Raw genomic sequence first — 26783 nt, forward strand, 5'->3', positions numbered from 1 at the left:
CTTGGCCCGATTCGAGTCAGACAAGAGCTTGGTAGCTTTCCCTCAGGGCGCTTTGATCCGGGTAGTGGTCTAACTGGACATTCTCAAGGCAGAGAGGCGCGTCCAGCCAAAGCCGCACGCGCCCTTCGTTTTCCCTGAACCCTCCACGAACAGGTTCACAGCATCTTGGTCAGTCGACGAGTACCGGCTGCTTGTCACGGTCCGACGCCTCGGTCACGGGCGCACCCTTTGTAGACCGCTGACTCAAACAGCACCCCACCGCCAGAACCCCCACAAGACCGAACGTGCTCAGCAGCTGGGGACGGGAATCCTCGCCGATGAAGCCCACTGTGAAGATCGCCGCCAGGATCAGGAGGCCAAGGGAAGTGAGCCACGGGAAGCCCGGCATCCGCAGGGGAAGCGCCATCCCGTCGCGATCGGCGCGGAGGCGCAGCGCGAGCTGGGCCAGGAGCGCGGACGTCCACACCAGCAGGCAGGTCGAACCCACAATGTTCAGCAGGACCGGAAGGACTTTCTCCGGGAACGCCAGCTCCAGCACCACCGTCACAACGCCGAAGGCGACGCTGGCCAGCACGGCGACAACGGGCACCCGGGCCTTTGACACCGACGCGAGCCAACGCGGTGCCTCGCCCCGCTCGGCCAGGGAGTACGCCATCCGGGAGGCACCGTAGAGGTTGGCATTCAGCGCGGAGAGCAGCGCCGCGACGGCCACCAGCGTGATAGCGGTTGCCGCGCCGGGCATTCCAGCTGCGTCCAGCACAGCGGCGAACGGGCTCTTCAGCCCAGCCGAACCCACGGGAACCACGGCCGCGATAACGAAGATGGCGCCGATGTAGAACACGAGGATGCGCCACAGCACAGTCCGGACGGCTTTCTTCACGCTGGGGGCCGGCTCAGCTGTCTCGGCTGCAGCCACGGACACGATCTCGGTACCGCCGAACGCGAACGCCACCACGAACAGCGCCGTGGCAATCCCGCCGAAGCCGTTGACCGCGAAGCCCTCACCCATGAAGTTGCCCACGCCCGGCGACTGGACTCCCGGCACCAAGCCGAAGAGCAGCGCGAAGCCCACCAGAAGGAACCCGACAATAGCCGCCACCTTGAGCAGAGCGAACCAGAACTCGAACTCACCGAAGTTCTTCACACTGGTCAGGTTCACGGCGGTGAGCACCACGATGAACACGAAGGCCATCAGCCACACCGGCAGGGCCGGGAAGATGGTGGCCAGCAGGCCCGCCGCGCCGAGCGCCTCGGCGGCGATGACCACCACCAGCTGGATCCACCAGAGCCAGCCCACGGTGGCGCCCGCCACCGGCCCGTACGCCTTGGCGGTGTAGACGGAGAAGGCGCCGCTGTCCGGGTTGGCGGCTGCCATTTCGCCGAGCGCCCACATCACCAGGATGATGAGCGTGCCGGCCACGAGGTAGGAGATCAGCACGGCGGGGCCCGCGGCCTGGATGCCCGCGCCGGAGCCGATGAAGAGGCCCGCGCCGATGGCGCTGCCCAGCCCCATCATGGTGAGCTGGCGAGGTTTGAGGGCTGCGCCGAGGGGGCGCGCAGACGTCATTGTCTGTTGTTCCATGGGGATTCCTCTTAGTTGTTGGTAACTGTTGGGGAGAAAACTTCAGACCGCGTGGGCTTCGAGAAGCCTGAGCACGCGGTTGTTGGAGGCGGGGTCGGCAACGGTGATCCGCACGCCATCCCCCTGGTAGGCCCGGACCAGGATGCCCGCGCGGTCGAATGCGTCCACCAGCCGCGCCAGCAGCTGGTCATGGGCACGGATCCACAGGAAATTGCCCTGGCTCGGCTGCAGCTTCCAGCCCTGGGCTGCCAGCTCCGCGGTCATCCGGGCGCGCTCCAGCTTCACCGCCGCAACCCGCGCTTCCATCTCCTCCCCTGCGTCCAGCGACGCGATCGCCGCCTTCTGGGCCAGCGCGCTTACGGCGAACGGCAGAGCGGTGCGGCGCAAGCCTTCGGCGATTGCCGCCGTCGCAATGGCATACCCGACCCGCAGTCCGGCGAGCCCGTAGGCCTTGGAGAAGGTACGCAGGATGCAGACGTTCGGAAACTGGTGGTAGAGCGCCAGGGAATCGGGGCCGCTGCCCGCGTCGGCGTATTCGACGTAGGCTTCGTCGATCACCACCAGGACGTCGGAGCGGACGGACTGCAGGAAGGCCTCCAGGCGGTCGTGGCTGATCGGCACGCCGGTGGGGTTGTTGGGGGTACAGAGCAGGATGACCTTGGTGCGGTCGGTGACGGCGGCGGCCATGGCGTCGAGGTCGTGGCCCTCGGCGTCGTCCAGCGGGACGCGGACCGGCCGGGCGCCGGCCAGCTCCACCAGGATGGGGTAGGCCTCGAAGGAGCGCCACGCGAAGACCACCTCGTCCCCGGCGTCGCACAGTCCGGTGATGATCTGCTGCAGGACGCCCACGCTGCCGGGACCCACCGCCACCTCCGCGGCGGTGACACCCAGGTGCCGGGCGATCCGTTCGCGGAGTTCGACGGCGGCCATGTCCGGGTAGCGGTTCATCCTCCCCACCGCCTCGGCCACCGCAACAACGGCGGCGGGCAAGGGTTCGTAATGGCTTTCGTTGCTGGCAAGGGCCGCGATGTCCGCGCCGAGGCTGCGGCGGCCCGGGACGTAGGACGGAAGGCCCGCCACCGCGCCACGCAAGGTAGGCAACGCAGTTTTGGGAGCGGCAACAAGCTGATCACTGGTCATGAAATCCGATCATGGAAGTGACCCGGACCACAATGCAAGGTAGGCTCCGGTGCTTGGGACTTCTGCTCAACTTCTAGTACTTGTGGTGAAAATATGACCATCGCGAACTCTCGCACCCTCGATTCACTCGACGGCCGGATCATCCTTGCCCTGGACAAGGACCCCGAAGCCAGTGCCTTGGCACTCTCCCGGACACTCGGCGTCGCACGCAACACCGTCCACGCCCGGCTGGCACGGCTGGAGCGCAGCGGCGCGCTCCGCTCCTTCAGCCGCAGGCTGGACCCCGCCGCGCTGGGCTACGAACTGATGGCCTTCCTCTCGCTGTCCATCAGCCAGACGCGGACCGGCTCGGTGGAGAACGGGCTCGCCGCCATCCCGGAGGTCATCGAGGTGCACGCCACCACCGGGGACGCGGACCTCATGGCCAAGGTGGTGGCCCGCGGCACGGCAGACCTCTACCGCATCACCAACGAGATCCTGGAGATCGACGGGATCGAGCGGACCAGCACGGCCATCTCCATCCTGGAGCTCATGCCGCCCCGGTATGACGGGCTGATCAGCCGGCTGTCGGAGCAGGAATCCCGCCCCTCGGAGTAACAGGTGACGCGCACCACAGGTGCGCAAATTGTCACTGCAAGCTCCTCCTGCTGCCAAAAGTCCCAGGTGCATCACGGGGTATTGCAAACGTGAGATGCAGACCACACGATGCCTGCATGACTACTCTCACCGTCTCCGGCCGCGTGGCGCAGGTTCTCAGCAGCTATGTCAGCGACGTCTTCGGCGTCATGGGCAACGGCAACGTCTACTTCCTGGACGCCGCCGAGCAGCAGGGCCTCCGCTTCTCCCCCGTCCGGCATGAGGGCGCCGCCATTGCCGCGGCCGACGCTTACTACCGGGCCTCGGGACGGCTGGCCGCGGGCACCACCACCTACGGCCCCGGCTACACCAACGCGCTCACCGCCCTTGCCGAGGCGGTCCAGGCGCAGATCCCCGTGGTGCTGGTCACCGGCGACGCCCCCACCACCGGCGCCCGGCCCTGGGACGTGGACCAGGCGGCCATCGCCGCCGGCCTCGGCGCGGCAACCTTCACCGTCACCCGCGACGCCGCGGGCGCCACCACCCGGCAGGCGGTTGAATACGCACTCACCCGGCGCACCGCCGTCGTCCTCGCCATCCCCTACGACCTCGCCGCACTCGAGGCTTCGGATGAGGACCTTCCGGAACCGGCGGCACCAAAGGTGACGGACGACGTCGACGGCGGCCTTGGGCAGGTTGCCCGCCTGCTGGCCAGTGCCAGGCGGCCGCTGATCCTGGCCGGCCGGGGCGCCCACATTGCCGGCGCCGGCCCGGAACTCCGCGAACTCGCCGACCGGCTCGGCGCACTGACCGCCGGAACCGCCCTTGCCATCAACCTCCTCAATGGCGAGGGGTACCTGGGCGTGGCTGGCGGTTTCGGCACCGACACCGCGGCGGGGCTCATGGGCGAGGCCGACGTGGTCCTGGTGGCCGGGGCCAGCCTGAGCCCGTTCACCATGCGGTTCGGGCACCTGCTGGGCCCCGACAGCACCGTCATCCAGATCGACACCGCCCTGCAGCCGACCAACCCGCGGGTGGACCTATTCGTTCAAGCGGATGCGAAGGCTGCTGCTACGCGCCTGTTGTCTTTGATTGATGGCGAGGCTGCTGTTGCCGGCTGGCGCGCGGAAGCCTCGAAGCGCCTGGCTGCGGGGCCGGGACATGACTTGGGTTCGGCCGAAACTGTGGACGGTCGGCTGGACCCGCGCGCCCTCGCCACCGCCCTCGACGCCGTGCTGCCGGAGCGCCGCACCGTGGTCCAGGACGGCGGCCACTTCATCGGCTGGGCACCCATGTACTGGAACATCCCGCGGCCGCAGGACCTGGTGATGGTGGGCACCGCTTTCCAGTCGATCGGGCTGGGCCTGGCCAGCGCCGTCGGGGCCGCCCGCGCTGTGGAGGATGGCCGCACCCTGGTGCTGGCATCCGGCGACGGCGGGTTCCTGATGGGCCTGTCCGACCTCGAATCACTGATCGGCACCGCCCGCAGCGCGATCGTGGTGATCTACAACGACGCCGCCTACGGTGCCGAGATCCACCAGTACGGCTCGCAGGGCCTGACCGAGAAGCCGATGCTGATTCCGGAGGTGGACTTCAGCGGAGTTGCCCGGGCTTTGGGGGCCGAGTCCGCCGTGATCCGCTCCCTGTCCGACCTCTCCGCGCTGCAGGACTGGATCGACGCCGGCGCTCGAGGCACGTTTGTGGCGGACTGCCGGATCACCTCCACTGTCCGAGCGCCCTGGCTGACCGAGTGGATGAACGCGACGCGGGCAGCGAAGGCTGCGGTGGCGGGGTAGTCAACAGACCCAGTCGCCACAAGCCGTCGGGTCGCCGTCGTACTCCATGACGCCGGCCCGCTGGTCTGGGCCCCGCTCTCCCTGCCGTCCCAGGCCCGGGGCGCGGTCTTCATGACGGCTTCATTAATATCCGCCCCGTCTTAGTGGGGCCAAAGTCGACCGGCCGCTGAGCCACATCTCGGTCGTGACCCGCAAATGCTCGCCGCCGCCGTGTACTCGCCTCAGGTCCTGCTCAAGGTTTCCGAAGCATTTTCTGAGGAATTAGAATTCCGACGCTTTTACCGTCTTTCTTGGACCACAATGGACGTGTCAAGGGGATGTGTCTTTTGACGTCAACTACAACGCCTGTCCACGGGGGATGGAATTGCGTAATGCTTAAGAGGTTGATCGCTTCAAGCTTCGAGCACCTACTTCGGCCTCACGAAGATCCGCTAGAAGCTCGATACCCGGTTAACGATCTAGCTGGCAAACAGCCCAAGTCTCAGGGCACAGTCAATGCGAACGAGGAGCAATCGCTAAGGATGCGGTTGCAGCCCACGATAAATAGCTCGATAGCTCCAGCTATCCGCAAGCCGCGCTTGACAACTGGCTGCTCGGGCAAAGCATCGCCGCGAACAAGCCGGTCTCACCTGCATCCATAAAAGGGGAAAATTATGTCCATCAAGAATGACGCCTCATATCCGGTAGTGCCGGAGCAACCTGTTCACCATGTCCGGGTGCTTGAGGAAAAGCGCAAAAACGGCCTGGGCGTCGCAGCTTTGGTCGTAGGTATTGTCGCCGCGGTATTCAGTATCATTCCCTTAGTGGGAATGATTGCCTTCTTCCTCGGACCGGTCGCCATCATCCTGGGCATCATTGCTCTCTGCCTTAGAAATCGGAAGAAGGGAATGGCGGTCGCCGGACTTATCCTCGGTATCGTCAGCCTGATCACCGCCGGAATGGTGACGGCTGGTATCAGCGCCGCGGCAAAATCGATCGACGAAAAAGTAAATGCAGAGCACACGGTAGAGTATGTCGTCACCACCTCCGGCCCTGCCCACATTTCTTACTGGTCCCCGGGCGGAACCTCGACGGAAGACATCAAGGCTGACTGGAAGAAATCCATCACATCCACGGACTTCAACATCACAAGCATTTCTGTCACGGGAAGCTATTCTGACGCTTCCGGTGCTGTCTCGTGTGAGATCCTGATTGACGGCAAGAGTGCAGGCAAGAACACGGGCAGCGGCTCCGGCGCGCATGCTTCCTGCTCGGGAAATACTTGGCAGAAGTAATCTTGCCGAATGGGCGCAACGACTGAGGACGCGCAAGAATAACCGCGAACTGCACTACACGAAACGGCGGCACCCAAGGCCCGGGTGCCGCCGTCGTTCCTTCCGCTGAAAGTACCCCTACCCCACCGAGGCAGGCACCACGTCAGTCATGGTGTTGCCGGTTGACTACTGCAGGCAGCGGCGGCGCCAGGCACACGCCCCCGCTGGTTGCTGCCGCCACACGGCAGGGCCCGCAAAGCACGGCCTTTTGTCGTAGCCGCCGCATAGGATTCCAACCATGAGAATCGCCGTTGCAGGGGGAACAGGGACAGTGGGCCGCCACGTGGTGGCCATCGCCAGGGAGCGCGGGCACAACGTGGTCAGCCTCAGCCGCGCGGAAGGGGTGGACCTGATCACCGGGCATGGTCTCGACCAGGCGCTACAGGGCGTCGACACCGTCATCGACGTCTCCGGCATCCAGGTCCTGTCCACCAAGAAGCCAGTGGATTTCTTCACCAACGCCACCCAGAACCTGCTGGCGGCCGGGAAGAAGACCGGCGTAAAGCACCACGTGGTGCTGTCCATTGTGGGCATCGACCAAGCCAACTCAGGACTGTACGCGGGCAAGCTGATTCAGGAGGACGAAGTCAGGCACGGCGGCGTGCCCTGGACCATCCTCCGGTCCACCCAGTTCCACGAGTTCGTGCCGATGTCCATCAAGGCCGCCTCCGTGGGCCCGCTGGCCTTCGTGCCCACCATGGTCACGCAGCCTGTGGCGGCGAAGGAGGTGGCAGCGGCCCTGGTGGACGCGGCCGAGGCCGGGCCGAAGGGACGGCTCCCGGACCTCGGCGGCCCACGGACCGAACAGCTGAATAGCCTGGTCACGGCCTACCTGGCCAAGACGCAGCAGAAGAAACGGATCATTCCGCTCCGCCTCCCCGGCCCCATGGGCACGGCCATGCGCACCGGCGCGCTGATCCCGGCGCCGGGCTCCGCCGTCGGACGCCAAACGTTCCAGGAGTGGCTCGACGCCATCGGTGCCGCGTAAAACCGTCGCTAAATGGGGCAACTGCCCCATGCCCCTGCCGCGGCCCGCTCCTAGTCTCAAGGCATGGAGAAAAGGAGGCGGCCATGACCATCCACCAGCCGCAGTCATCAGCACAGGCAACACCCAAACTTGCCGACCTTCCCGAGGACTCTGCCGAGCACTTCGCCGGCAGCGCCGTCTTTGGGCTGCCCTTCGCCAGCGGCCACTACCTGGCATTCCGGGATTTCCCGGTGAGCTCCGTCGGCCCCGGCTACCGCTCCGTCTGGCACCGCACGCCCGGCGGCGAATGGACCCTCTACGCCAACGTCCCGCCGCAATTCAGCTGCGCCCGCTACTTCGGCCTGGCGTTCCACCGCATTGTGGAAACCGACGTCGACATCACCTGGAGCGGCCCGTCCAGCGCCGTGATCACGGTCCCGGGAGTCCTCGACTGGGACCTGCAGCTAGGCACCTCCGCGGCCACGAAGATGCTGACCGCCATGGCCGCGCGGATGCCCGAAAGGTTGTGGCGCAGCGAGCCCGTCCTCAGGGCCATGGGGGCGTTCGCCGGTCCGCTGCTCGGCGCCGGCCGGATGAAAATGTCCGGCCGTGTACCCAACGGCCAGACGTTCCAGGCCCAGCCCCGGCAGCTGTGGCTGGTCACCGATTCCAGGGCAACGGTCCTGGGTGAGGGCGCCGGACGGCCCGGCCCGCTCAAGGTCCAGGACCACCTGGCGGACTTCTGGCTTCCGCAGCGTGGACTGTTCGGCGCCCAGGTGGGCGTCAGGTTCCCCTCCACCGCCCATCCCGCCGGACCAGGCGCCGTCCAGGGACGGACCGGGAGAAGCCAGGCGGCATAACGGCCGACGGCGCAAGGTCCCTACTGCCGCGGCCGGCGGCTTCCTAGAATGGCAGGTGTGATGCAGTCACCGGCTGCGCCCCGCCGCAGCGAAGTCCTGGCCGCGCTGTCGCTCGCCATCGACCTGGGGCTGGGGCAGCCGATGGAGCACATGCTGCGTGCGTCCCTGCTGGCGCTGCGGATCGCCGGCGCCGCAGGCGTGGACGCGACGGGCCAGGGCAGGATCTACTACGCCAACCAGCTGGCGTGGATCGGCTGCCACGCGGATTCCTTTGAACTGGCCGCGCTGTTCACGGACGATATTGGCTTCCGCGCCGACTATTACCGTCGCGACCAGCACGGCCTGCCCATGTACGCCGGCATGTTCAGCCACGCCGGCGCCGGCCTCCCGCCGCTCCCCCGCCTCGCCCGTTGGACGCGTTTCGCCGCCACCGGCAGCGGAGCGGTACGCACCATGATTGCCTCGCACTGCGTCTCCGCCGGGGTGCTGGCCAGCAGTGTAGGGCTCGACGACGGCGTGGCAGGACTGCTCACCCACACCTTTGAGCGGTGGGACGGCAAGGGCCTGCCGGAGGGAGTTGCGGGGCCGGACATCCCGCTGGAAATGCGGATCATGCACCTGGCGGATACGGCCGAGGTGTTCCTGCGGACGGAAGGCGTGTCCGGCGCGGTGGCCATGGTGCGGGCACGCCGCGGCAGCCAGTTCGATCCGGCACTGGCCGGCCTGTTCATCGACCAGGCCGAGGCACTCACCGAAGGACTCCTCGACGTCGACTGCTGGCAGGCGGCCCTGGACCTGGCTCCTACCGACGCTCCCCTGTCCGGCAGTCAGCTCGATACGGTGCTGCGCGCGATCGGCGACTTCGCGGACCTCAAATCCCCCTACACGGCCGGGCACTCCCGCGCGGTGGCGGCGCTGGCGGCCGCGGCAGGCGAGGAGCACGGGCTGCCCGCGGAAGACGTCAGGGAGCTCCGCCGTGCGGGATGGGTGCACGACCTGGGCCGGTTGGGGGTGTCCAACCAGGTATGGGACAAGAAAGAGCCCCTCTCCGCGCTGGAGCTGGAACGTATCCGCATGCACCCGTTCCTGGGCGAGCGGATCCTCAGCCGCGTTCCCGGGCTGAAGGGCGAGGCGGCCCTCACCGGCTCACACCACGAGCGGCTCGACGGGTCCGGCTATCCACGTGGGATAGGCGGATCAGAGCTGGGGATCAAGCAGCGGATCCTGGCGGCTGCGGACTCCTACCATGCCTCCGTGGAGCCGCGCCCGCACCGGCCCGCGCTCACGCCAGCTGATGCGGCCGCCCGACTGCGGCAGGAAGCTTCGGCCGGGAGGCTCGTCGCCGGAGCGGTGGAGGCCGTGCTGGTGGCGGCCGGCCAGCAGCCCCGGCGTTCGCATGCCGCCGCAGGCGGGCTCACCCCGCGGGAACTGGAGATCCTCGGCCTGCTGTGCCGCGGAATGGCTCCTGCCGAGATAGCAGCCAGTCTTTTCCTCTCCCGGAAGACCGTCCGCAACCATGTGGAGCACATCTACACCAAGATCGGCGCCACCAACCGGGTGGGGGCCACCTTGTTCGCGATCAGGAACGGCCTGACCGAGTAGCGGCCCGCGGCCCGCTGGTGCAGCCCGCGCTGGCCCGGGACACATCCCTTGTGACTATTGGCTGACCAGCCGCCACAGTGACGTGACTTCGGCCGAGCGCGCCGCGAACAAGGGATCGTCGCGGTCCGAAGCCTTAGGATGCGTTGGCTTGGTGTCCAGCCGTTCCACCACCGTCAGTCCGGCCGCTTCGACGGCGGCCAGCAGGTCCGCCCGCGACCGCAGGCCCAGGTGCTCGGCGAGGTCGGACAGGACAAGCCAGCCCTCACCGCCCGGCTCCAGGTGGCCGGGGAGTTCTGCCAGGAAGCGGAACAGCATCCTGCTCCCGGGGTCGTAGACAGCGCTGTCCAGGCTGGAATGCGGCGTGGCCGGAATCCAGGGTGGGTTGCAGACGATCAGCGGTGCCCGTCCGGGCGGGAACATGTCGGTCAGCACCGCCTCGGCGCGGTCCTCGACTCCGAGGTTGCGGAAGTTCTCAGCAGAGCAGGCGATGGCACGCGGTTCATTGTCCGTCGCCACCACGCGGCGGACGCCGCGACGGGCGAGGACGGCGGCGAGCACTCCGGTGCCCGTTCCGACGTCGAACGCGAGCGTGTCCGCGGGCAGCGCGGCCGCTGCCACGAGATCCATATACTCGCTGCGGGTGGGAAAGAACGTACCGTAATGCGGGTGAATACGGTCCTGCAGGGCATCGACGTAGACGCCGGTCCGCCGCCACTCGTGGGCGCCGATGGCCCCGACAAGCTCGTGCAGGGACACCACGGAAGACTCTGCAATGTCTCCGTACGCTGCCGCGGCGGCTTCGCGGATGTCCGGTGCGCGGCGCAGTGGCACCACCGGACCCGGATCAAGGGGAATCAGCAGCAGGCCCAGGATGCGTGCCCGGTGCGAGGCGGCCTGCCGGTGCCGATAGAACTGCTCGGCAGGGGTTCCGCTGGCCTTCTTTCCGGCGCCTATCCGGCGGTCCAGGGCGTTGAGAATCTGCCGCGCGTTGTGGAAATCTCCGTGCCAGAGCATCGCGATCCCCTGTGATGCCATGCGGTACGCATCGTCGGCCGTGAGGGCGTCGTCCACCACCTCCACCCGCCCGGGCGCAGGCCTGCCGTTGGCCGACCGCCACCGCGCGGACATCCCGGTGCCGGCGTCCATCCAAGTCACATGCCCGGCTGCCGCTGCTGTGTTCAAAAAAGCGGGGTCAAAGGGCGGGACTTCCGCCGGAGCTGGGGTGCCAGTAGGGATGAAGTTCCATTCCAAGATGTTGGGAGCGACCGGATTCGGGCCGATTGCAGCGGGGGTTCGACGACGTCGAAGGGGACGCTGCCAGGAGTCCAGACCGTCCGCCAGCAGCAAACGCGGGCTTGGTCGATGGGGCGCCGAAGCCCTTGAACCTACTGTGTCAGGGTACAGGTAAACCTGCGGGTTTCCTCTAGACAAGAAATAGTCTGTGCATAGATAATCTTTGTATAGATCATCTTCCACGGAGGACACCATGTGGGAATACGAGCACAGCATCGACACCAACGCCACGCCAGAGGCCATCTGGCGGCTCTGGTCCGACGTCGAGAACTGGGGCGCCTGGAACGGGGAGATCGAGACGATCGAGATCAACGGCCCCTTCGCCGAAGGCACCCAGATCCTGATGACGCCTCCGGGCGACGACCCAATCCCCTTGGTCATCGCCGAGGCGGTCGAAAACGAACGCTTCGTGGACGAGGCCCGCTTCGGCGGCCTGCTCCTGCGCACCACCCACCGCATCGATCCAGCCGGCGAGGGCCGGATCCGGGTGGTGTACCGGATGGAGATCACGGGCGACGGCGCCGACGAAGCCGGACCGCAGCTTGGGCCCGGCATCACCGCGGACTGGCCGGAAACCATGGCCGCGCTGGTCAAGATGGCAGGCGGCTGATGCCGCTCAACCCCGGCGAGAGCCCCGGGTTCCTGCTCTGGCACGCCACCCTGCGCTGGCAGCGGGACATCGCCGCAGCTCTCGCCCCGCTCGATCTCACCCATGTGCAGTTTGTGCTGCTCGCCTGCGCTTGGTGGCTCAACAACCAGGGCGAGCACCCGAACCAGCTGGCCCTCGCCAGGCAGGCGGGCACCGACGTCAAGATGGCCTCCCAAGTCCTGCGCGCCCTGGAGGGCAAGGGACTCATCGAACGGGAAGTCGATCCGGCGGACACCCGGGCCAAACGGCTGCGCGTCACCAGCGCCGGAGCCGAGCTGGCACCCCTGGCCATCGCCGCCGTCGAACTCGCAGACGCCAAATTCTTCGAGCCGGTGCCCGTGGACGATGCCGTGTCCCTGCTCCAGCGCCTGGCCCGGCCCGGGCCGGACACACCGGCAGCGGCCGGCGGTGACCGCACGGAACCCGAGGCTCGGGCTACGTAAGGACGGCGGGCTCCGAATCTGCCGCGAGCAGCCCCAGGAGCAGACCGGCGTCGGCCGCGGACTCCAGGCCCAGCACCAGCCGGCTGATGGCTTTGACGCGGTCGCCAGGCAGCCTGGTGCCGGCCAGCCCCTCGAACTTGCCGATGGTCTCCTGGTCGCTGAGCCGGTTGGTGGCGGCCCCCTTTGCCTTGACCGCCTGCACCCCGAACGAGTCCGTGTCCGTCTGTACGGTGAGGAAGGGTTCGGCCGATCCGCCGTGCTGCTCCGGGTCCACTTCCACGTGGATGCGGCCCATCAGCTCCCTCAGCCGGGGATCGTTCCGGCCCTGTTCCGCCACCTGGTCCAGTCCCACGGTGCCGTGCATCAGCGCCGCTGCGAGGGCGAACTGCATGCTCAGCTGGGTCGAGACGAGGGAACGGACATCGGCGGTGCCGCACATATCCGCGATGAGGGCGCTGGTCCGCACCGTGATTTTCTGCGTTGCCTCCGCGGTGATACCCCGGTCACGGAGCTCCAGGATCGCGTCAATGGCCGAGTGGGTGCTCCGGCAGGTGGCGTACGGCTTGATCGACGCGCGCTGGACCTGCCAGTCCTCCCCCAGCGTGTCAAAGAGCCGCGACTCCTGGACGTCGCCCGGCTGGCCGTAGAGCTTGAGGAAGCTGCCCCACGGAGCGGAGAACAGATCCCGCGGCCCCGTGAATCCGGCCTTGGCCAGCAGCGCACTGTTCAGACCGGCTTCGGCCGCGCGCCCCACATGCATGCGCTTGGACATGGCCCCGTCCCCGATGAACGCCCAGGTTCCACCGGTGAAGGAGCCGGCCAGGCCGATGGCGGACACCAGTTGCGGCGCATCCATCCCCAGGACCACGCCCGCCGCCACCGCGGCCGCGAACGTGCCGGTCACCCCCGTGGAGTGCCAGCCCTGGTTGTTTACCGGGTCGTAGCCGCCCAGGGCGTCCTGCACCCGGCGGCCCACCTCATACCCGCTGACGACGGCGTGAAGGAGCCTTCCGCCGTCAACTCCCGTGCCGCCGTCGTCCGCTCCCCCCGCGGAACCGCCGGCCCGGACGGCCAGGGCGGCGAGCGCAGCCGGAACCACCACGGCCCCGGAATGGTCGCACCCGCCGGAATCGTCCAGCTCAAAGGCATGGCACGCCACGCCGTTGACGAAGGCGGCCGCCAGCGGCGGCAGCCCGGCGGGCGTGCCCCACACCGGCGAGCCCGTTCCGGGCGAGGGGGTTCCGTGTGCTGCGGCGAGCGCCGACCTGCTGAGGTGGACTTCCCGCGACGCCGCCCCGGCAATGCCTGCGCCCAGGGTGTCCAGCAGGTGGAGTTTCGCCCGGTGCAGGACCTCGGGAGGGATGTCCGCCGGCCGCAATGCCGTAAGAAAGTCCGCTATGCGTTCCGATGCTGTCAGCTCTGGGCTCATGCCGGGGTGCCTTCATGGGTGAGGGAATGGAAGATTTCTGCCGGGTGGGAAGGGCTGTTGGGCGCCGCGGTGTCCCACCACCACCGGGCCACGTCCCCGCCGGTAGCGTGCCAGACGTCGCCGTACCCGTGGACGTGGTCCAGGAACTCCCGGAGCATCCCGATCCGCCCGGGAGTGGCGATGATCTCCGGATGCAGGGTCAGGACGAAACAAAGCCCTTCGGCGCGGTAGGCCTCGAATTCCAGGATCCAGTTGCGCAGCACCTCCCGGCTGGACGCGATCCGCGGGCTGCCCTTGGGGATGGGCGGGTCAAGGTTGAAGACGAAATAAGGGAAGTCGTCCAGTTCATGGTGCCGTGGCACCTCCACCAGTCCTGCAGCGCTGCCGGCATGGAAATGGGGCAAGTCGTCGCCGTGCCACGAGGAGGACCAGGTGAACCCCAGGTCCAGCAGTTCAGCGGGCAGGCCGTGCGCCATTGATCCGCGGGCCGCCCGGAAGCCCTGCGGCCGCACGCCAAGGAGCGCCTCGAAAGCGTCCTGGGCCCGGCCGATGCTGTCCAGTTGTTCCGGCAGCGTCTGCAGCCCCATGTCCTCCAGCGCCCAGCCCATGTTGGCAAGTTCATGCCCGGCCGCCGCCACGGCTTCAACCTGGCGCGGGTAGGTGCCGAGGTTGGCCCCGGGAATGAACCAGCTCGCCGTGGTGCCCGTGCGCCCGAGTTCAGCCAGGAGCCGGTCCACGCCGCGGGTGGCGCCGTACTGGCCAACGGACAGGCTTTTGGCGCGGTCGACGGCGTCCGGCGCCGCCGCGAGCACCGACAGTTCCGCTTCGAATCCCACGGTGACCACGAAGGCGCACCGATTCGCCCAGGGCCAGCGGCCCGCCGGCGGTTCCTGCGTGAACCTCATGCTGCCTGCTCCGTTCCGTGCTGTTGCTGCCACCAGGTGGCGATCTCCGCGCACGTGCCGAACCACACGCCGTCGGCCTCCTTCATGTGCTGGACCCAGCGGTCCAGGAGCGCTGCCCGGCCGGGCTTCCCCACCACCTTCGGGTGGAAGATGGTGGAAAGGCACAGCCCCTCGGCGTGGTACCCGTCAAATTCCCTGGTCCAGTTGTCCAGGGTGGGCTCGTAGCCGGCGATCCGGTCCCCGCCGGAGGGCCAGTCCGGGTTGGTGGTGTACGCCAGGGAGGCGTAATCGTCCATATCGGACCTGGCCGGGATCTCGATGAGCTTCCCGCCGGCATGGAGGTACGGCCGGTCATCGCCCCGCATGGAGCTGGAGTAAAGGAAGCCCATCTCCGCCAGCAGTGCCGGGGTCTCGGGACGCCAGTCACCGGACGGGGTGCGGAAACCGACGGCCGTAGTGCCCAGGACGTCCTGGAAGATCCGCTGGCTGGTCTCGATCACCTGCCGCTGTTCGCCCGTGCTGAGGTCCCAGTACTTTTCGTGTTTATAGCCATGGTGTGCTACTTCGTGGCCGTGCTCCACGATCCGCCGGCACTGTTCGGGCCAGGTTTCCACCACCCAGGCGGGGGTAAAGAAGGTTGCCGGGACCTGGTGGGCGTCCAGGAGCCGGAGGATCCGGTCCAGGGCCCGCCACGGTCCGTAGGCACCTTGGCTGAAGTACTCCGGCCGGGTCCAGATGGTGCCTTTCAGCATGGCATCGCCGGTGGGCCCGTCGAGATCGAAGGCCAGGGTGACGGCGCTGCGGTTGCCTTCCGGCCACCGCACCGCCGCCCCCGCCTCCATGGACTGCTGGTTCACTTAACCCCGTTGATCTCGGGCTTCATGGCGCCGTAGCCGATGCCCCACTTGTCCAGGATCTTCTGGTAGTCACCGCTGTCCGTGACCTTGGTCAGGGCGTCCTTGACGGCGTTGGCCAGCTGGGTGTTGTCCTTCTGCATCAGGATGCCAAACGGCTTGGCCGGCAGCGGATCGAGCACGGCCGCGTACTTTCCGGGATCGGTCTTGTCGAAGTAGGCGAGGTTCTCGGCGCCCTGGGCGGCCAGGTCCACGCGGCCCTGGTCGATCTGCAGCCGCGCGGCCGCACCGGAGTCCGTGGGCAGGATGCTCAGTTCCGGAAGGCCCTTCTCCGTGCAGATGGTCTTGCTCAGGGTCTTCACCTGTTCGAAGTAATCGGTCTTGCCGCTCACCGCGAGGGTCTTGCCGCAGAGATCGCTCTCCTGCTTGAACTCACCTGCCCGGGTGCCCGAAGTGTAGAGGCGGCCCTGGGACTTGAAGTAGTCCACGAAGTCGGCCGTCTTCTGCCGTTCCACCGTGTCCGAGATGCCGGACATGACCAGGTCCACGCGGCCGGTCTGGACGGAGTTGATCAGCTGGTCAAAGGGCGATTCCACCACTTCGACCTGAACCCCGAGCGCCTCGCCCAGCTTTTGCTGCAGCTCGATGTCCACGCCGGCCAGCTTCTTGTCGGAGTCGCGGAACTCCATGGGCGGGAAGTCCGGGGACAGGCCGATCCTGATCTTCCCGGCGTCCTTGATGGCCTGGGGCAGGCCGGTGGTGCCGGCACTGGTGTCCGCGGTGGTTTCGGCGCCGCCGACGCAGCCGGTGAGGCCGAACGCTGCAACTGCGGTGATGGCCGCAACGCGGGCGGCCGTGGTGAACTTCTTCATGGATGGCTCCAAAGGGGTTGGGGTGATGTTTAGAAGACGCGGGAAAGGAAGGCCTTGGTCCGCTCGTGCTGCGGGTTGCCCAGGACCTCGGCCGGAGGACCGATTTCGACGATTTCGCCGCCGTGCATGAACGCCACGCGGTCGGCCACTTCCTTGGCGAAGCCAATCTCGTGGGTCACCACGATCATGGTGAGGCCGGATTTTGCGAGGTCCTTCATGACGTCCAGCACTTCGCCCACCAGTTCGGGGTCCAGTGCCGACGTCGGTTCGTCAAAGAGGATCAGCTCGGGTTTCATGGCCAGGGCCCTGGCGATCGCCACGCGCTGCTGCTGGCCGCCGGAGAGCTGCCGCGGGTAGGACCCTTCGCGTCCTTCCAGGCCCACCCGGGCCAGCAGTTCGGACGCGTGCCGTTTGGCCTCGGCCGGTTTGACCTTGTTGACGAGGACCGGGCCTTCGATGATGTTTTCCAGCACGGTCATGTGGGGGAAGAGATTGAACCGCTGGAACACCATGCCGATGGACCGGCGCTGGCGGGCGGCTTCCTTGTCGGAGAGCTCAAAGAGGCGGTTCCCGTCCTGGCGGTAACCCACCACCTTGTCCCCCACCCAGATCCGCCCGTTGGAGAGCGTTTCCAGGTGGTTGATGCAGCGCAGGAAGGTGCTCTTTCCGGACCCCGAGGCACCGAGCAGGCAGACCACCTCGCCGCTGTTGACCTCGAGGTTGATGCCCTTGAGGACCTCGTTGAGGCCAAAACTCTTGTGGACGTTTTCGGCGCGGACCAGAACGTTGGTGGTCATGACTGTGCCTTCCTGTTGGTACCGAAAATGCTCGACAGCCGCTGGAGGGGCGTCATAGGCAGCTGCCGGCTTGAGGATCCCTTGGCGAAGAACCGCTCCAGGTAGAACTGCCCGATGCTCAGGATGGACACGGCGCCCAGGTACCAGACGGCGCAGACGATCAGGAGCTCCATGATCCGGTTGTTGACGTAGTAGATGTGCTGGGCCTCGGAAAGGATCTCGCTCACGCCGATCGCGGAGGCCAGCGATGTGGTCTTCAGCATCCCGATGACCTCGTTGCCCACGGGCGGGATGATGACCCGCATGGCCTGCGGCAGGACGATCCGCCGCATGGCCTGCAGCCGCGTCATGCCCACGGCCTGCGCGGCCTCCGTTTGCCCCTCGTCGACGGAAAGGATGCCGCCGCGGACCACCTCGGAGGTGTAGGCGCCCTGGTTCAGCCCCAGGCCGATGGAGGCGGCGACGAAGGGGGTCAGGATGTCGATCATGCGGCCCGAATAGAGCCCCGGGATGCCGATCACCGGGAAAATGAGGGCCAGGTTGAACCACATCAACAGCTGCAGGTACACGGGGGTGCCGCGGAAGACCCAGATGTAGAGCCACGCAACGCCCGAGACCACCGGGTTCTTCGACAGGCGCATCACGGCGGTGACCACGCCGAGGACCAGGCCGATCGCCATGGCAACGGCGGTGAGGATCAGGGCAACTCCGATTCCCTGGATCAGCACGGGAACGGCCAGGTACTCCTGGACTGTGGGCCAGTTGATCTTGGCCCGCGAGAAGGAGACGGCCAGCCAGACCAGGAGCAGCACCACGGCCGCGGCACCAATCCACCTCCCAATGTGCCGGCGCGGGACGATTTTCAGATCTGCCGCTGCAGTGCCTGTGATGCTGGGCGCTGGTTGAGTCTTCATGGCGCTTTCCTGATCGTGGAGGGTTTCAAGGTCGCCGCGGGGACCGGCGTTGGTGGGCGCCACGGGTCAGCCCGCTGCGCCGGACGGGACGCGAAGCCCCTGGTAGTCGGCCGCCCAGCTTCGTGCCTGGTCCAGCTTCGCCCGGAGCCGCGTCAGTTGTTCGGCCACTCGTTCCGGGGCGGTACCGCCAAACCCGGAGTGGGCCGCGAGGGCAGCTTCAAGGGTGAGGACCTCCCTGATATCCGGCGTCAGCCGCGAATCCACGGCGGCGAGCTGGTCATCAGTGAGGTCGTCGTAGTCCAGGCCGTGTGACTCACAGAACCGCACCAGCGCTCCGGAAATCTCGTGTGCCTCGCTGAACGGAATTCCCTGCCGCGCCAGCCAGTCGGCAACCTCGGTGGCCAAGGTGTAGCCGGCCGTTGCCTGCCGGCGGACCTCCTCGACGTTGACCGAGAACGTCCGCACCAGGCCGGACAGCGCGGGCAGGGCGACCTCGATGGTCTCGACCGCGTCGATGACCGCGTTCTTGTCCTCGGCGAGGTCCCGGTTGTAGGCGAGCGGCAGCGACTTGACCGAAGCCATCAGCCCCATGAGGTCCCCCAGGACCCGGCCGGCCTTGCCCCTGGCGAGTTCGGCGATGTCCGGATTCTTCTTCTGCGGCATGATCGAGCTGCCGGTGCAGTAGGCATCGTCCATGGTGATCCACCGGAACTGCTGGGACGCCCAGGAGATGATCTCCTCGCAGAGCCGGGAGATATCGATGAGCGTCAGGGAGCAGACGAACAGGAACTCGATGGCGGCATCGCGGCTTCCCACGGCATCGATCGAGTTTTCCGCGCTCGAATCGTAGCCCTGGTCCAGGGCTGCGAGTTCCGGAGACAGGGCGAAGGTGGATCCGGCCAGCGCCGCCGCACCCAGGGGCGAGACGGCTGCCCTGCGGTCCCAGTCCCGGAACCGGTCCAGGTCCCGGACCAGGGGTTGGGCGTGGGCCAGCAGCTGGTGCGCGAACACAACGGGCTGCGCCGACTGCAGGTGGGTGAATCCCGGGACCGGAGTGTGGAGGTGCCGGTCTGCCTGCGAGCCCAGCGCCTCGGCCAGTTCCACCAAGAGGTCGGCGATCAGCCGGACCTTGTCCCGCATGTAGAGCCGGAGGTCGTTGGCGGCCTGGTCATTGCGGGAGCGGCCGGCACGGATCTTTCCGCCCACCGGACCCATGCGTTCGATCAGCAGCCGCTCCAGGAAGGTGTGGACGTCCTCGTCCGCTTCCTGCGGGTGGACCAGGTCCGCTTCAATGTCCCTGGCCAGGAGATCGATCGTGTCGAGGAACAGCGCGAGTTCGGCGTCATCAATGAGGCCCGACCGGTTGAGTTCGCGCACGTGGGCCCGGGAACCATGCAGGTCGTAGGGGGCCATCCGGAAGTAGCGCGGATCGGACCGTGAGAAGCGGGAGAGTTCAGGACTGGAGGCACCAGCAAACCGGCCGCCCCACAGCTTTGTCTGTTCTTGCATATGCGTCTAGCTCCTTGGAAAGACTGCCCGGGAAGTGATCCGTATCACTTCGTGCAACGAAAGTATTTCTGGGGTAAACCCTAACTGTCAATGATTTCCGCTTTGTTTCGCGGCTATTAATTTGATGACGCGTGTTTTTTGACACCGGTTTCAGGAGATAAATCATTGTTGCTGAGACACCGGTATCCTGACTACTCCATCGATCCAAGTGACCGGAGAACCTGGTGTTTGTTACGGGTCCGGAAGGCGCGACGAAGCACCCGGGCACGCTGAAGGAACTGGACGCCGTGCGGTGCAGGAGCCCCCGGAGGAGTTGCCCTGCCGTTACCCGTGTGCGGGAATTTTCGCTACGGAGCCTCGCTCCGTGAACGTGGCCGGCAGCAGATGGTCCCTCTGGTCCGGACCCGAGTGCTCGATCCGGCCAACCAGGACCTCCGCCGCCTTCAGCCCCAACTCATAAGCGGGCAAGGCAACGGCCGTCACCTCGGGGCTGCTGACCGTCATCCACTCGGCGTCGTCCAGGCAGACCAGGGAAATGTCCCGGGGAACCTCCATGCCCGCCTCCCGGATGGCTTGGAACGCCGGCAGCGCCAGGCGGCTGTAGGAAGCAATGACAGCGCTGGGCCGGTCAGGGCGGCGGAGGAGGGAGGCAACAATCTCGTGGGCCCGCTCCGGGGACATGGCATCGGAGATGAACTCATATCGGATCCCCGCGGCCCGGGCCGCCGTGCGAACGGCGCGCACCCTGTCCGCAATGGTTGAAATGGGCAACGGATGCCCGGATTCCAGCTCCTCCGGCGTCTTTGTGGTGGCGGAAAGGAACACGATGTTCGTGTGGCCGCAGCCGATGAGGTACTCCATAACCGCGGTGGCGTCGGCATAGCAGTCAGTCCCCACCCAGTCGGCTTCCACGTTGTCCGGGCGCCGGTCGAAAAGGACCAGCGGCCGGCCCATCCGCACCACGTCCAGCAAATGCGCGGAATCGCTTCGGCTCGTGGAGGCTACGATCAGCCCATCCACCCGCTTGTCCAGGAACACCTGGACGGCTGCCCGTTCCGCATCCAGGTTCTCGTCCGTATTGGCCAGGATGACGTCGAACCCGGCTGCCTTCGCGGCATCGGTCATGCCCCGGACGGCTTTGGCGAAGTGGGGATTCTCGATGTCGCTGATGACCACCCCGATGGTGTGCGAGCGTCCGGAGCTCACGCTCCGGGCCAGGGCGTTCCCCCGGTAACCCAACGCTTCGGCAGCCGCCGCCACCATCGACTGCAGCTCATGGCTTACCGAGCCGTAGCCGCCGAGCGCCCTGGCCGCCGTGGACCGGGAGACGCCGGCCATGCGCGCGACATCCAGCAAAGTGGCGCTGCCATACCGTCGAGATTCCATTCAAGAAATTTACCCCAGAATTTCCGGCCTGATGGAAAGCGGGTCTATTGACACCGGTTTCATTGATTTGTTGCGCAGCAGTTGCAGGGTGTCCTCCTGGAAGCGATGGCCTCACGCCGGGTCGCCGCCCAGCCCCGGCCGCCCACGCTCGGAGCCGGCTGAGGCCCGGCACGTCCTGGGCGATCTCAAGATTCGCGCAATTAATCCCCGTCATGGATAAATCCCCTTCCCCGCCGCAGCACAGGTCCCTATGGTGTTCAGACAAGCTCGCCCAAGGGGGTCCCTCTTGAAATTCACGGATGAATCTTCAGGCACAAGCTGCAACGCATCGGATGCGGCAGAGCACGCAGGCACAGCCAAACCAGCTGTGTCCCAGGAACGGCTGCCAACGGCACCGGCAACCCACCGGCGGCCTGTCCCCGCTCCCCCACGCACCAAGCTCACGCCCATCCAGGGCCAGCCTTCCCGGGCCAGGAACCGGGAGCATGAAGTAAGGCGCCTGATCCACGATCTCGCCGCCCTCGCGTCAAGGCAGTGTCCGCAGTAGTTTCCACCAATCAGGAACCAGGCAAGGGTCAGCCCGGCACCCCCGACGGGAAGCCCGGCTTAGTCCAGCGCCCAGGCCTCGGCGGCGTCGGCCCCGCTGATTCTCCTGCGCCGCCTGAGCACCACCACAAGGAGCGCAGCACTGGCGAGGAGCCCAACACCCGCCACAGCGGCAACTGCCGCAACGCGCACGTCGAAGGAAGCCTTGGCAACAACTGCACCGTCTGACACGCCGCCGTCGGCCGTTGCTTCCGCTGGCTCGTCCCCACCCGTGGCGGGGGCCGCAACGGCGCCGGCCGGTCCGGCGTCGAGCACTGTCAGCGATCTGCTCCGCCTGTTGACCACCACCACGGACCCGGCAGCCCGCTGGGCCATGCGGCCCGGATCATCGCCGGCGGCAACCGTATGCGCGGCGGCAGCACCGGCCGGGATGACGGACACAGTATCGTCCATGCTGTTGGTCACGTACACGGTCCCGTCCGCGGCGGCCAGGACCTCCTGCGGCGCCTGGCCTACGGGGATCCGCCGCGCCACCGTGGTTCCGCCCGGCTCGATCACCGCCACATCGGCGGTCATGATGTTGGCAACGTAGACGGTCCCATCCGGCGCGACGGCAATCCCGTGCGGGTGGGCCCCGACTTGCACGTCGATGGTGTGCGACGGCCACGGCGCACCGGCCGCAATCACGGTCACGGTGCCTGCGGCTTCGTTAGCGGCATAGGCTGTCCCGTCCTGGGCCACCGCCAGCCTCACCGGACTCGGGCCGGCCTGGATGGTCCGCTGGACCCACGCGTCGCCCGGCTTGACGACCGACACCGAGTGCTCGTCTGGATTCACCACGTACAGGGATCCCTCCGGGCCCACGGTCAGCCAGTGGGTTCCGGAAGACACCTTCATCACCAGGGAAACCTCGCCGGCGCCCGGGGCAACGACGCCGATCTGGGACTGGGCGCCCTCGCTTTGGGACACGTACAGGGTCCCGTCGGCGGTCACCGCCAGCGAGGTAGGGCCACGCCCGGTCTTGATGGTGCGGGACGGTGCGGTCTCCCCGGGCGCGTAGGCGTTGACAACCCCGGCATAGGCGTCGTCGCTGACGTACAGGGTGCCGTCCGGCCCGGTGGCGATGCCCAGGGGCTGGCCGACGGCGTCAAGCGACTTGGCGTCGTCGGCGGCGGCAGGCGGAGGCACGACGGCGGAGGCCAGGACCAGCGTGGCGCCGGCCAGCAGTGCCATCCCGGCAGAAGAGACCGCGCCGGCGGCACGGCGAAGCGGCTGATGGATCACGATATTCCCCCATATTCCTGCCGACCCCCGCGGCAGTCCTCCGATCCTACCTACACGGCGCAGCAGACCCAGTGGCGGGCCGCACCGCCATCAGGAAGCCTTGCCGCCCGGACCGGCCGGGGCACGGCACCAGGCGGCACCAGGCGGCTCCTGGCACCCGGGTGGGGCCCGTCGTCGTACCCTCCGCCGCCGGCCCTAAACTGAAGTCCGAACCCTGCCGCCGACTTTCCCATGACAGGACCACGCCCATGACCCTCGTCCTCCACAACGTCCGCCCCTGGGGCGGGGACGCCGCCGACGTGACGCTCGACGGCGGGGTGATCACCGCCGTCGGCCCCGTTGCCGTGGAAGGGGCTGCTCCAGGGGACCCGGGCTCCAAGCCCGCCGCCACCGTGGACGGGCGCGGCCGGATCCTGCTGCCGTCCTTTTCCGACGTCCACGTCCACCTCGACTCCACCCGGCTGGGGCTGCCGTTCCGCCAGCACACCGGAACGCCCGGGGTGTGGAACATGATGCTCAACGACCGGAACAACTGGCGCGACGCCGAGGCGTCCATCACTGAGCGGGCCACGCACACCCTGGGCGCGATGATCGGGCGCGGCACCACCCGGGTGCGCAGCTACGCGCAGGTGGACGCCGACGCCGGGCTGGAACGCTTTGAGGCGGTCCTCGCCGCCCGGGAAACGCACCGCAGCCGGGCGGACGTCGCGGTGATCGCGTTCCCGCAGGCCGGGCTGCTTCGGGAGCCGGGAAGCGCCGAGGTACTGGAGGAGGCGCTGAAGCTCGGCGCGGACGTGGTGGGCGGGATCGACCCCTGCGCACTGGACCGCGACCCGGTCCGGCACCTGGACATCGTCTTTGGCCTGGCCGAAAAGTACGGCAAGCCCGTGGACATCCACCTGCACGAGCCGGGCCAGCTGGGCCTGTTCAGTACCCAGCTGATCCTGGACCGCACCAAGGCGCTGGGCATGCAGGGGCTGGTGACCATCTCGCATGCCTTCTGCCTCGGGGAACTGCCGGACGCCCAACTCGACGAGCTCCTGGCGGACATGGCCGAGCTGGACGTCTCCGTGGCAACGGTTGCGCCCGCGTCCCCGCTGCCGCTGGAACGGCTCACCGCCGCCGGCATCCGGGTGGGCCTGGGCGAGGATGGCCAGCGCGACTACTGGTCCCCCTACGGCAACGCGGACATGCTGGACCGGACATGGCAGCTGGCGTTCACCAACAGGTTCCGGGCGGATGAGCTGATCGAGCACTGTGCGGCCGTGGCCACCATCGGCAGCGCCAGCGTCATCGACCCCACGGCACAGCGGCTTGGTTCCGTGGCGGACCGGCCCGGCCTGGCAGTGGGCGACCCCGCTGAGCTGGTGCTGCTGGAGGGCGACACCGTCACCGCCGCCGTGATGGACAGGCTCCCCGGCCGCACCGTGATCCACCGCGGAACCGTGGTGGCGGACGGGCTGCAGCCGGCCTAGCTACTCCCCCATGCCCGGGTGCACCGGAACGAAGTCCACGGCGTTGCCGGAGTTGGTCCGGCCGGCGGGGGTCCGGTTGAACCCCCGAGCGTCGAGCCCGTTCTTGGCCCGGAATTCCGCGAGCGCAGCATCGTAGGCGTTGTTGAGGGTCCGGCCGGAGAATTCACCGGTGCTGCCATCGGTGAAAGTAATGCGGATGCGGACACCGGCCGGGTAGTGCCGGCTCATCCGGATGAAGCCTTCGGCGTCCTGGTGCAAGGTAATCAAGGGTGGCTGCTTTCGGTCGTGGGATCAGCCTCAAGTCTGCCATCCCTCCGCAACGCCGGACGGCGGCACCCGGACTCTCCGTGGTGCCGCCGTCGTGCGTTCCTCCCGGTTATCCCTGCCCTGCCGGGGCAGGCACCACGTTGCTGAACGTATTGCCCGTGGAGTATTGGTCCAAGCGCCAGGGGTTGGCGTTGTTCCGGACGCTCTGGAACGTGACGCCGCTGAAGGTTGAACCGGTCAGCCCTTTGATGTTGGCGGGATTGACGTTGCGGAACACCACATCCTGGAAGGTGAAGTTGCTGAGCGTGGCCGTCCCTTCACCCAGGGCGGGCCCGGCCTGGATGTCGATCACCGGTTTGCTGTCCGAGACCGCCATCCCGCAGGTGGGCGAGTTGTTGCCGTCCACGGACACGTTGCGGACGGCCACATCCTTGAAGGTGGCCGAATCAGCTGCGACGTACCCGCTCGGCGACTGGTTGTAGCTGAGGGTCATAATGAATGCGCTGCTGCCCATGCAGGCCATGGCGGTATCCCGGAACAGGAAATTCCGGCCGCCGCCGCCCATGTCCGAGGTACTCTTCATCCGCAGGCCACCCGTCTCCACCTTGTACATGACGTTGTCCTCGGCCAGGACCCGCTGGACCCACGCCGCGGTATTGGAGCCCACCGCGATGCCGCCGTGGCCCATCCGCATGTAGTTGTTGAAGATCCAGACGTCCTCGCTGGGCCTTCCCTGGGCACCGTATTTCCCCTGGCCGGCGGCGAAATTGACCTGGTCGTCCCCGGTGTCGAAGAAGTTGTTGACCACGATCCCGTTGCCGGTCCCGCCGAATTCGAGGCCGTCGCCGTTATTGGTGTTGTAGGTGGTGTGCCGCATCGCGTTCACGGTGGCGTTTTGGCTGTCCAGGACCATCACGCCGTGAAAGGCCGGGTTGTCCGCCGTCACGCCCTCCAGGTAGAGGTTTTCCACCCCCATGAAGGTCATCAGGCTGGAGCGGTACTGGCCGTAGATCACGGAGTCCTCCAGGGTGTCCGGCTTGTTGACGATGCCGGTCAGGGAGTCCTGGTGGTCCTTGGCGTTGCGGAACTGGTTGGCCGCCAGCACGCCGTCGTCCAGGACCTTGCCGGCGCTGCTGGCCACGTACTGCGGAAGCTCGTTGCCTGCCTCGTCTGTAACTGTTCCGGCGCCGGTGCGCTTCCAGCCGTTGCCATCCACGACGCCCTTGCCGGTGATCCGGACGTTGCTGGCCACCGCCCCCGGTTCGCGGCCTTCCTTGGACCGGCCGTTGTCTTCGGGGAGGACGTTAAGGAGCGACGGCGGCCGCAGGTAGTTCCGGTACTCGGCCTCCGTGGGCAGCGGGTCCGGCACGGGGTAGAGGTAGTAGCCCTTCTCGAGCGGGTAGTCCTCCGGCCGGTCCGAGCCCAGCAGCCGCGCGCCTTCCTGCAGTTCCAGCGTCATGTTGGAGTGCAGGAACAGCGCGCCCGTCCGGAAGGTGCCCTTGGGTACGACGACGGTGCAGCCCGGGGCGCGGCAGGTACCTATAGCTTTCTGGAGGGCAGCCGTGTCCAGGGTGGTGCCGTCGCCCTTGGCTTTGTAGGCGGGAGCAGTGACGACGACGGTCTGCCGCTTGGGGGCGGTGGTGACGGTGACGGTTCCACTCGCCGGGGTCTCGGTGCCGTCCGCACGGATGCCTGCCACAGTGAAGGTGTAGGTGGTACGTGGGGACAGGCCGGTCACCGTGTAGTTGTGGGCCACCGTCCTGGCATGGAATCCGTCCTTGTCCGCGGCCCTGAACGCATCAACGTATTCCTGGGCTGGTGAGTTTTGCCGGGCGTTTTGCTCCGCGGTGCCGATCGGAGCACCGTTGTTGTAGACGCGGTAGTCGACGACGTCCTCATAGAGGTCCGGTTTGTTCCAGACCAACAGGGTGCTGGTGTCATCCGTCGCGGCGGCCGGGACACAGAGGTTCTGCGGTGCCCGTCCGGTGCCCGGTTCCAGGTGCACGCTGGAACTGGAGCACACCGGTGAACCGGTGGAGCCCGGCGGTGCTGCCGAGCCGGGCCCGGCCACCGCCGTCAGGGACGTCAAGACGATCATGGCCGTGGCGGCGGCGCCCATAAGGCGGCGGCGCTTGCGTGGGGTTCTGGCAACCTGCATGGCATCCTTTCCGGGGCACGTCAATGAGCCCCGCAGTAATGGAGGTATCCGGTGAGACCTTCGCGAAAATGGCGCAGCGTCCCGCGCTCAAGAAAACGCTTTCTCAGTCGAGGCTATGTTGCCCGGCCCCCTCAGTCAAGGACAATGTGTCCCCCGGTTCCGCGGG

The 26783-nt window shown here is 67.2% G+C and carries 23 protein-coding genes; 9 read left to right on the forward strand and 14 right to left on the reverse strand.

What is annotated here, in order from left to right:
* Positions 1–169: 169 nt before the first annotated feature.
* Positions 170–1582, reverse strand: coding sequence for an amino acid permease (locus QRM95_RS20600; RefSeq protein ID WP_285249280.1), 1413 nt, complete (start codon positions 1580–1582; stop codon positions 170–172).
* Positions 1583–1624: 42 nt separating this feature from the next.
* Positions 1625–2722 carry a histidinol-phosphate transaminase gene (gene hisC, locus QRM95_RS20605; RefSeq protein ID WP_285249281.1) on the reverse strand — a complete coding sequence of 366 codons (1098 nt, stop codon included), beginning with the start codon at positions 2720–2722 and terminating at the stop codon, positions 1625–1627.
* A 93-nt stretch (positions 2723–2815) separates the two neighbouring features.
* Here hisC and QRM95_RS20610 point away from each other — a divergent pair, with 93 nt between their 5' ends.
* The 6 genes from QRM95_RS20610 to QRM95_RS20635 all read left to right on the forward strand — a co-directional run bounded on the left by QRM95_RS20610 (position 2816) and on the right by QRM95_RS20635 (position 9836).
* The gene (locus QRM95_RS20610; protein WP_285249282.1) at positions 2816–3319 is read left to right on the forward strand and encodes an Lrp/AsnC family transcriptional regulator; all 504 of its coding nucleotides are present in this window, start codon (positions 2816–2818) and stop codon (positions 3317–3319) included.
* A 116-nt stretch (positions 3320–3435) separates the two neighbouring features.
* Positions 3436–5094, forward strand: a complete 1659-nt coding sequence (locus tag QRM95_RS20615; RefSeq protein ID WP_285249283.1) for a thiamine pyrophosphate-binding protein — start codon at positions 3436–3438, stop codon at positions 5092–5094.
* Between the two features lie 653 nt (positions 5095–5747).
* Positions 5748–6368 (forward strand): DUF4190 domain-containing protein, encoded by a 621-nt coding sequence (locus QRM95_RS20620; protein ID WP_285249284.1) that lies wholly within the window; start codon positions 5748–5750, stop codon positions 6366–6368.
* 277 nt (positions 6369–6645) lie between these two features.
* Positions 6646–7395, forward strand: a complete 750-nt coding sequence (locus QRM95_RS20625; protein WP_285249285.1) for an SDR family oxidoreductase — start codon at positions 6646–6648, stop codon at positions 7393–7395.
* Positions 7396–7478: 83 nt separating this feature from the next.
* Complete coding sequence (locus tag QRM95_RS20630) at positions 7479–8234, forward strand: hypothetical protein (protein ID WP_285249286.1); 756 nt, start codon at positions 7479–7481, stop codon at positions 8232–8234.
* A 60-nt stretch (positions 8235–8294) separates the two neighbouring features.
* Positions 8295–9836 carry an HD domain-containing phosphohydrolase gene (locus tag QRM95_RS20635; RefSeq protein WP_285249325.1) on the forward strand — a complete coding sequence of 514 codons (1542 nt, stop codon included), beginning with the start codon at positions 8295–8297 and terminating at the stop codon, positions 9834–9836.
* Positions 9837–9890: 54 nt separating this feature from the next.
* Here the strand turns inward: QRM95_RS20635 and QRM95_RS20640 are convergent, their stop codons facing one another.
* Complete coding sequence (locus QRM95_RS20640) at positions 9891–11018, reverse strand: methyltransferase (protein ID WP_502934990.1); 1128 nt, start codon at positions 11016–11018, stop codon at positions 9891–9893.
* A gap of 304 nt (positions 11019–11322) precedes the next feature.
* Here QRM95_RS20640 and QRM95_RS20645 point away from each other — a divergent pair, with 304 nt between their 5' ends.
* Both QRM95_RS20645 and QRM95_RS20650 read left to right on the forward strand, forming a co-directional pair.
* Positions 11323–11739 (forward strand): SRPBCC family protein, encoded by a 417-nt coding sequence (locus QRM95_RS20645; protein WP_285249287.1) that lies wholly within the window; start codon positions 11323–11325, stop codon positions 11737–11739.
* The gene (locus QRM95_RS20650) at positions 11739–12221 is read left to right on the forward strand and encodes a MarR family winged helix-turn-helix transcriptional regulator (RefSeq protein WP_285249288.1); all 483 of its coding nucleotides are present in this window, start codon (positions 11739–11741) and stop codon (positions 12219–12221) included. The genes QRM95_RS20645 and QRM95_RS20650 overlap by 1 nt, the downstream gene beginning before the upstream one ends.
* Here QRM95_RS20650 and QRM95_RS20655 read toward each other — a convergent pair.
* The 9 genes from QRM95_RS20655 to QRM95_RS20695 form a co-directional block, all read right to left on the reverse strand.
* Positions 12214–13650 (reverse strand): MmgE/PrpD family protein, encoded by a 1437-nt coding sequence (locus tag QRM95_RS20655; RefSeq protein WP_285249289.1) that lies wholly within the window; start codon positions 13648–13650, stop codon positions 12214–12216. The genes QRM95_RS20650 and QRM95_RS20655 overlap by 8 nt on opposite strands.
* Complete coding sequence (locus QRM95_RS20660) at positions 13647–14555, reverse strand: polysaccharide deacetylase family protein (protein ID WP_285249290.1); 909 nt, start codon at positions 14553–14555, stop codon at positions 13647–13649. The genes QRM95_RS20655 and QRM95_RS20660 overlap by 4 nt, the downstream gene beginning before the upstream one ends.
* On the reverse strand, positions 14552–15412 hold the full coding sequence (locus tag QRM95_RS20665) for a polysaccharide deacetylase family protein (RefSeq protein WP_285249291.1): 861 nt from the start codon (positions 15410–15412) through the stop codon (positions 14552–14554). The genes QRM95_RS20660 and QRM95_RS20665 overlap by 4 nt, the downstream gene beginning before the upstream one ends.
* The gene (locus tag QRM95_RS20670; RefSeq protein WP_285249292.1) at positions 15409–16281 is read right to left on the reverse strand and encodes an ABC transporter substrate-binding protein; all 873 of its coding nucleotides are present in this window, start codon (positions 16279–16281) and stop codon (positions 15409–15411) included. Before QRM95_RS20670 ends, QRM95_RS20665 begins: the two co-directional genes overlap by 4 nt.
* A 29-nt stretch (positions 16282–16310) precedes the next feature.
* On the reverse strand, positions 16311–17078 hold the full coding sequence (locus QRM95_RS20675) for an amino acid ABC transporter ATP-binding protein (RefSeq protein ID WP_018762062.1): 768 nt from the start codon (positions 17076–17078) through the stop codon (positions 16311–16313).
* Positions 17075–17992, reverse strand: a complete 918-nt coding sequence (locus QRM95_RS20680; RefSeq protein WP_109863622.1) for an amino acid ABC transporter permease — start codon at positions 17990–17992, stop codon at positions 17075–17077. Before QRM95_RS20680 ends, QRM95_RS20675 begins: the two co-directional genes overlap by 4 nt.
* A gap of 66 nt (positions 17993–18058) precedes the next feature.
* The gene (gene argH / locus QRM95_RS20685) at positions 18059–19501 is read right to left on the reverse strand and encodes an argininosuccinate lyase (protein ID WP_285249293.1); all 1443 of its coding nucleotides are present in this window, start codon (positions 19499–19501) and stop codon (positions 18059–18061) included.
* Positions 19502–19825: 324 nt separating this feature from the next.
* Positions 19826–20887 carry a LacI family DNA-binding transcriptional regulator gene (locus QRM95_RS20690; RefSeq protein ID WP_285249294.1) on the reverse strand — a complete coding sequence of 354 codons (1062 nt, stop codon included), beginning with the start codon at positions 20885–20887 and terminating at the stop codon, positions 19826–19828.
* A 606-nt stretch (positions 20888–21493) separates the two neighbouring features.
* Positions 21494–22717, reverse strand: coding sequence for a virginiamycin B lyase family protein (locus QRM95_RS20695; RefSeq protein ID WP_285249295.1), 1224 nt, complete (start codon positions 22715–22717; stop codon positions 21494–21496).
* A 248-nt stretch (positions 22718–22965) separates the two neighbouring features.
* Between QRM95_RS20695 and QRM95_RS20700 the strand changes: the two genes are divergently transcribed.
* Positions 22966–24192: an amidohydrolase gene (locus QRM95_RS20700; RefSeq protein WP_285249296.1), complete on the forward strand. Its 1227-nt coding sequence runs from the start codon at positions 22966–22968 to the stop codon at positions 24190–24192.
* Here QRM95_RS20700 and QRM95_RS20705 read toward each other — a convergent pair whose 3' ends face one another.
* Positions 24193–24459 carry a hypothetical protein gene (locus QRM95_RS20705; protein ID WP_285249297.1) on the reverse strand — a complete coding sequence of 89 codons (267 nt, stop codon included), beginning with the start codon at positions 24457–24459 and terminating at the stop codon, positions 24193–24195.
* Positions 24460–24568: 109 nt separating this feature from the next.
* Positions 24569–26617, reverse strand: coding sequence for a glycoside hydrolase family 28 protein (locus QRM95_RS20710; protein WP_285249298.1), 2049 nt, complete (start codon positions 26615–26617; stop codon positions 24569–24571).
* Positions 26618–26783 lie beyond the last annotated feature (166 nt).

This window comes from Pseudarthrobacter sp. efr-133-R2A-89 (assembly GCF_030209315.1).
Classification (GTDB): Bacteria; Actinomycetota; Actinomycetes; order Actinomycetales; family Micrococcaceae; genus Arthrobacter.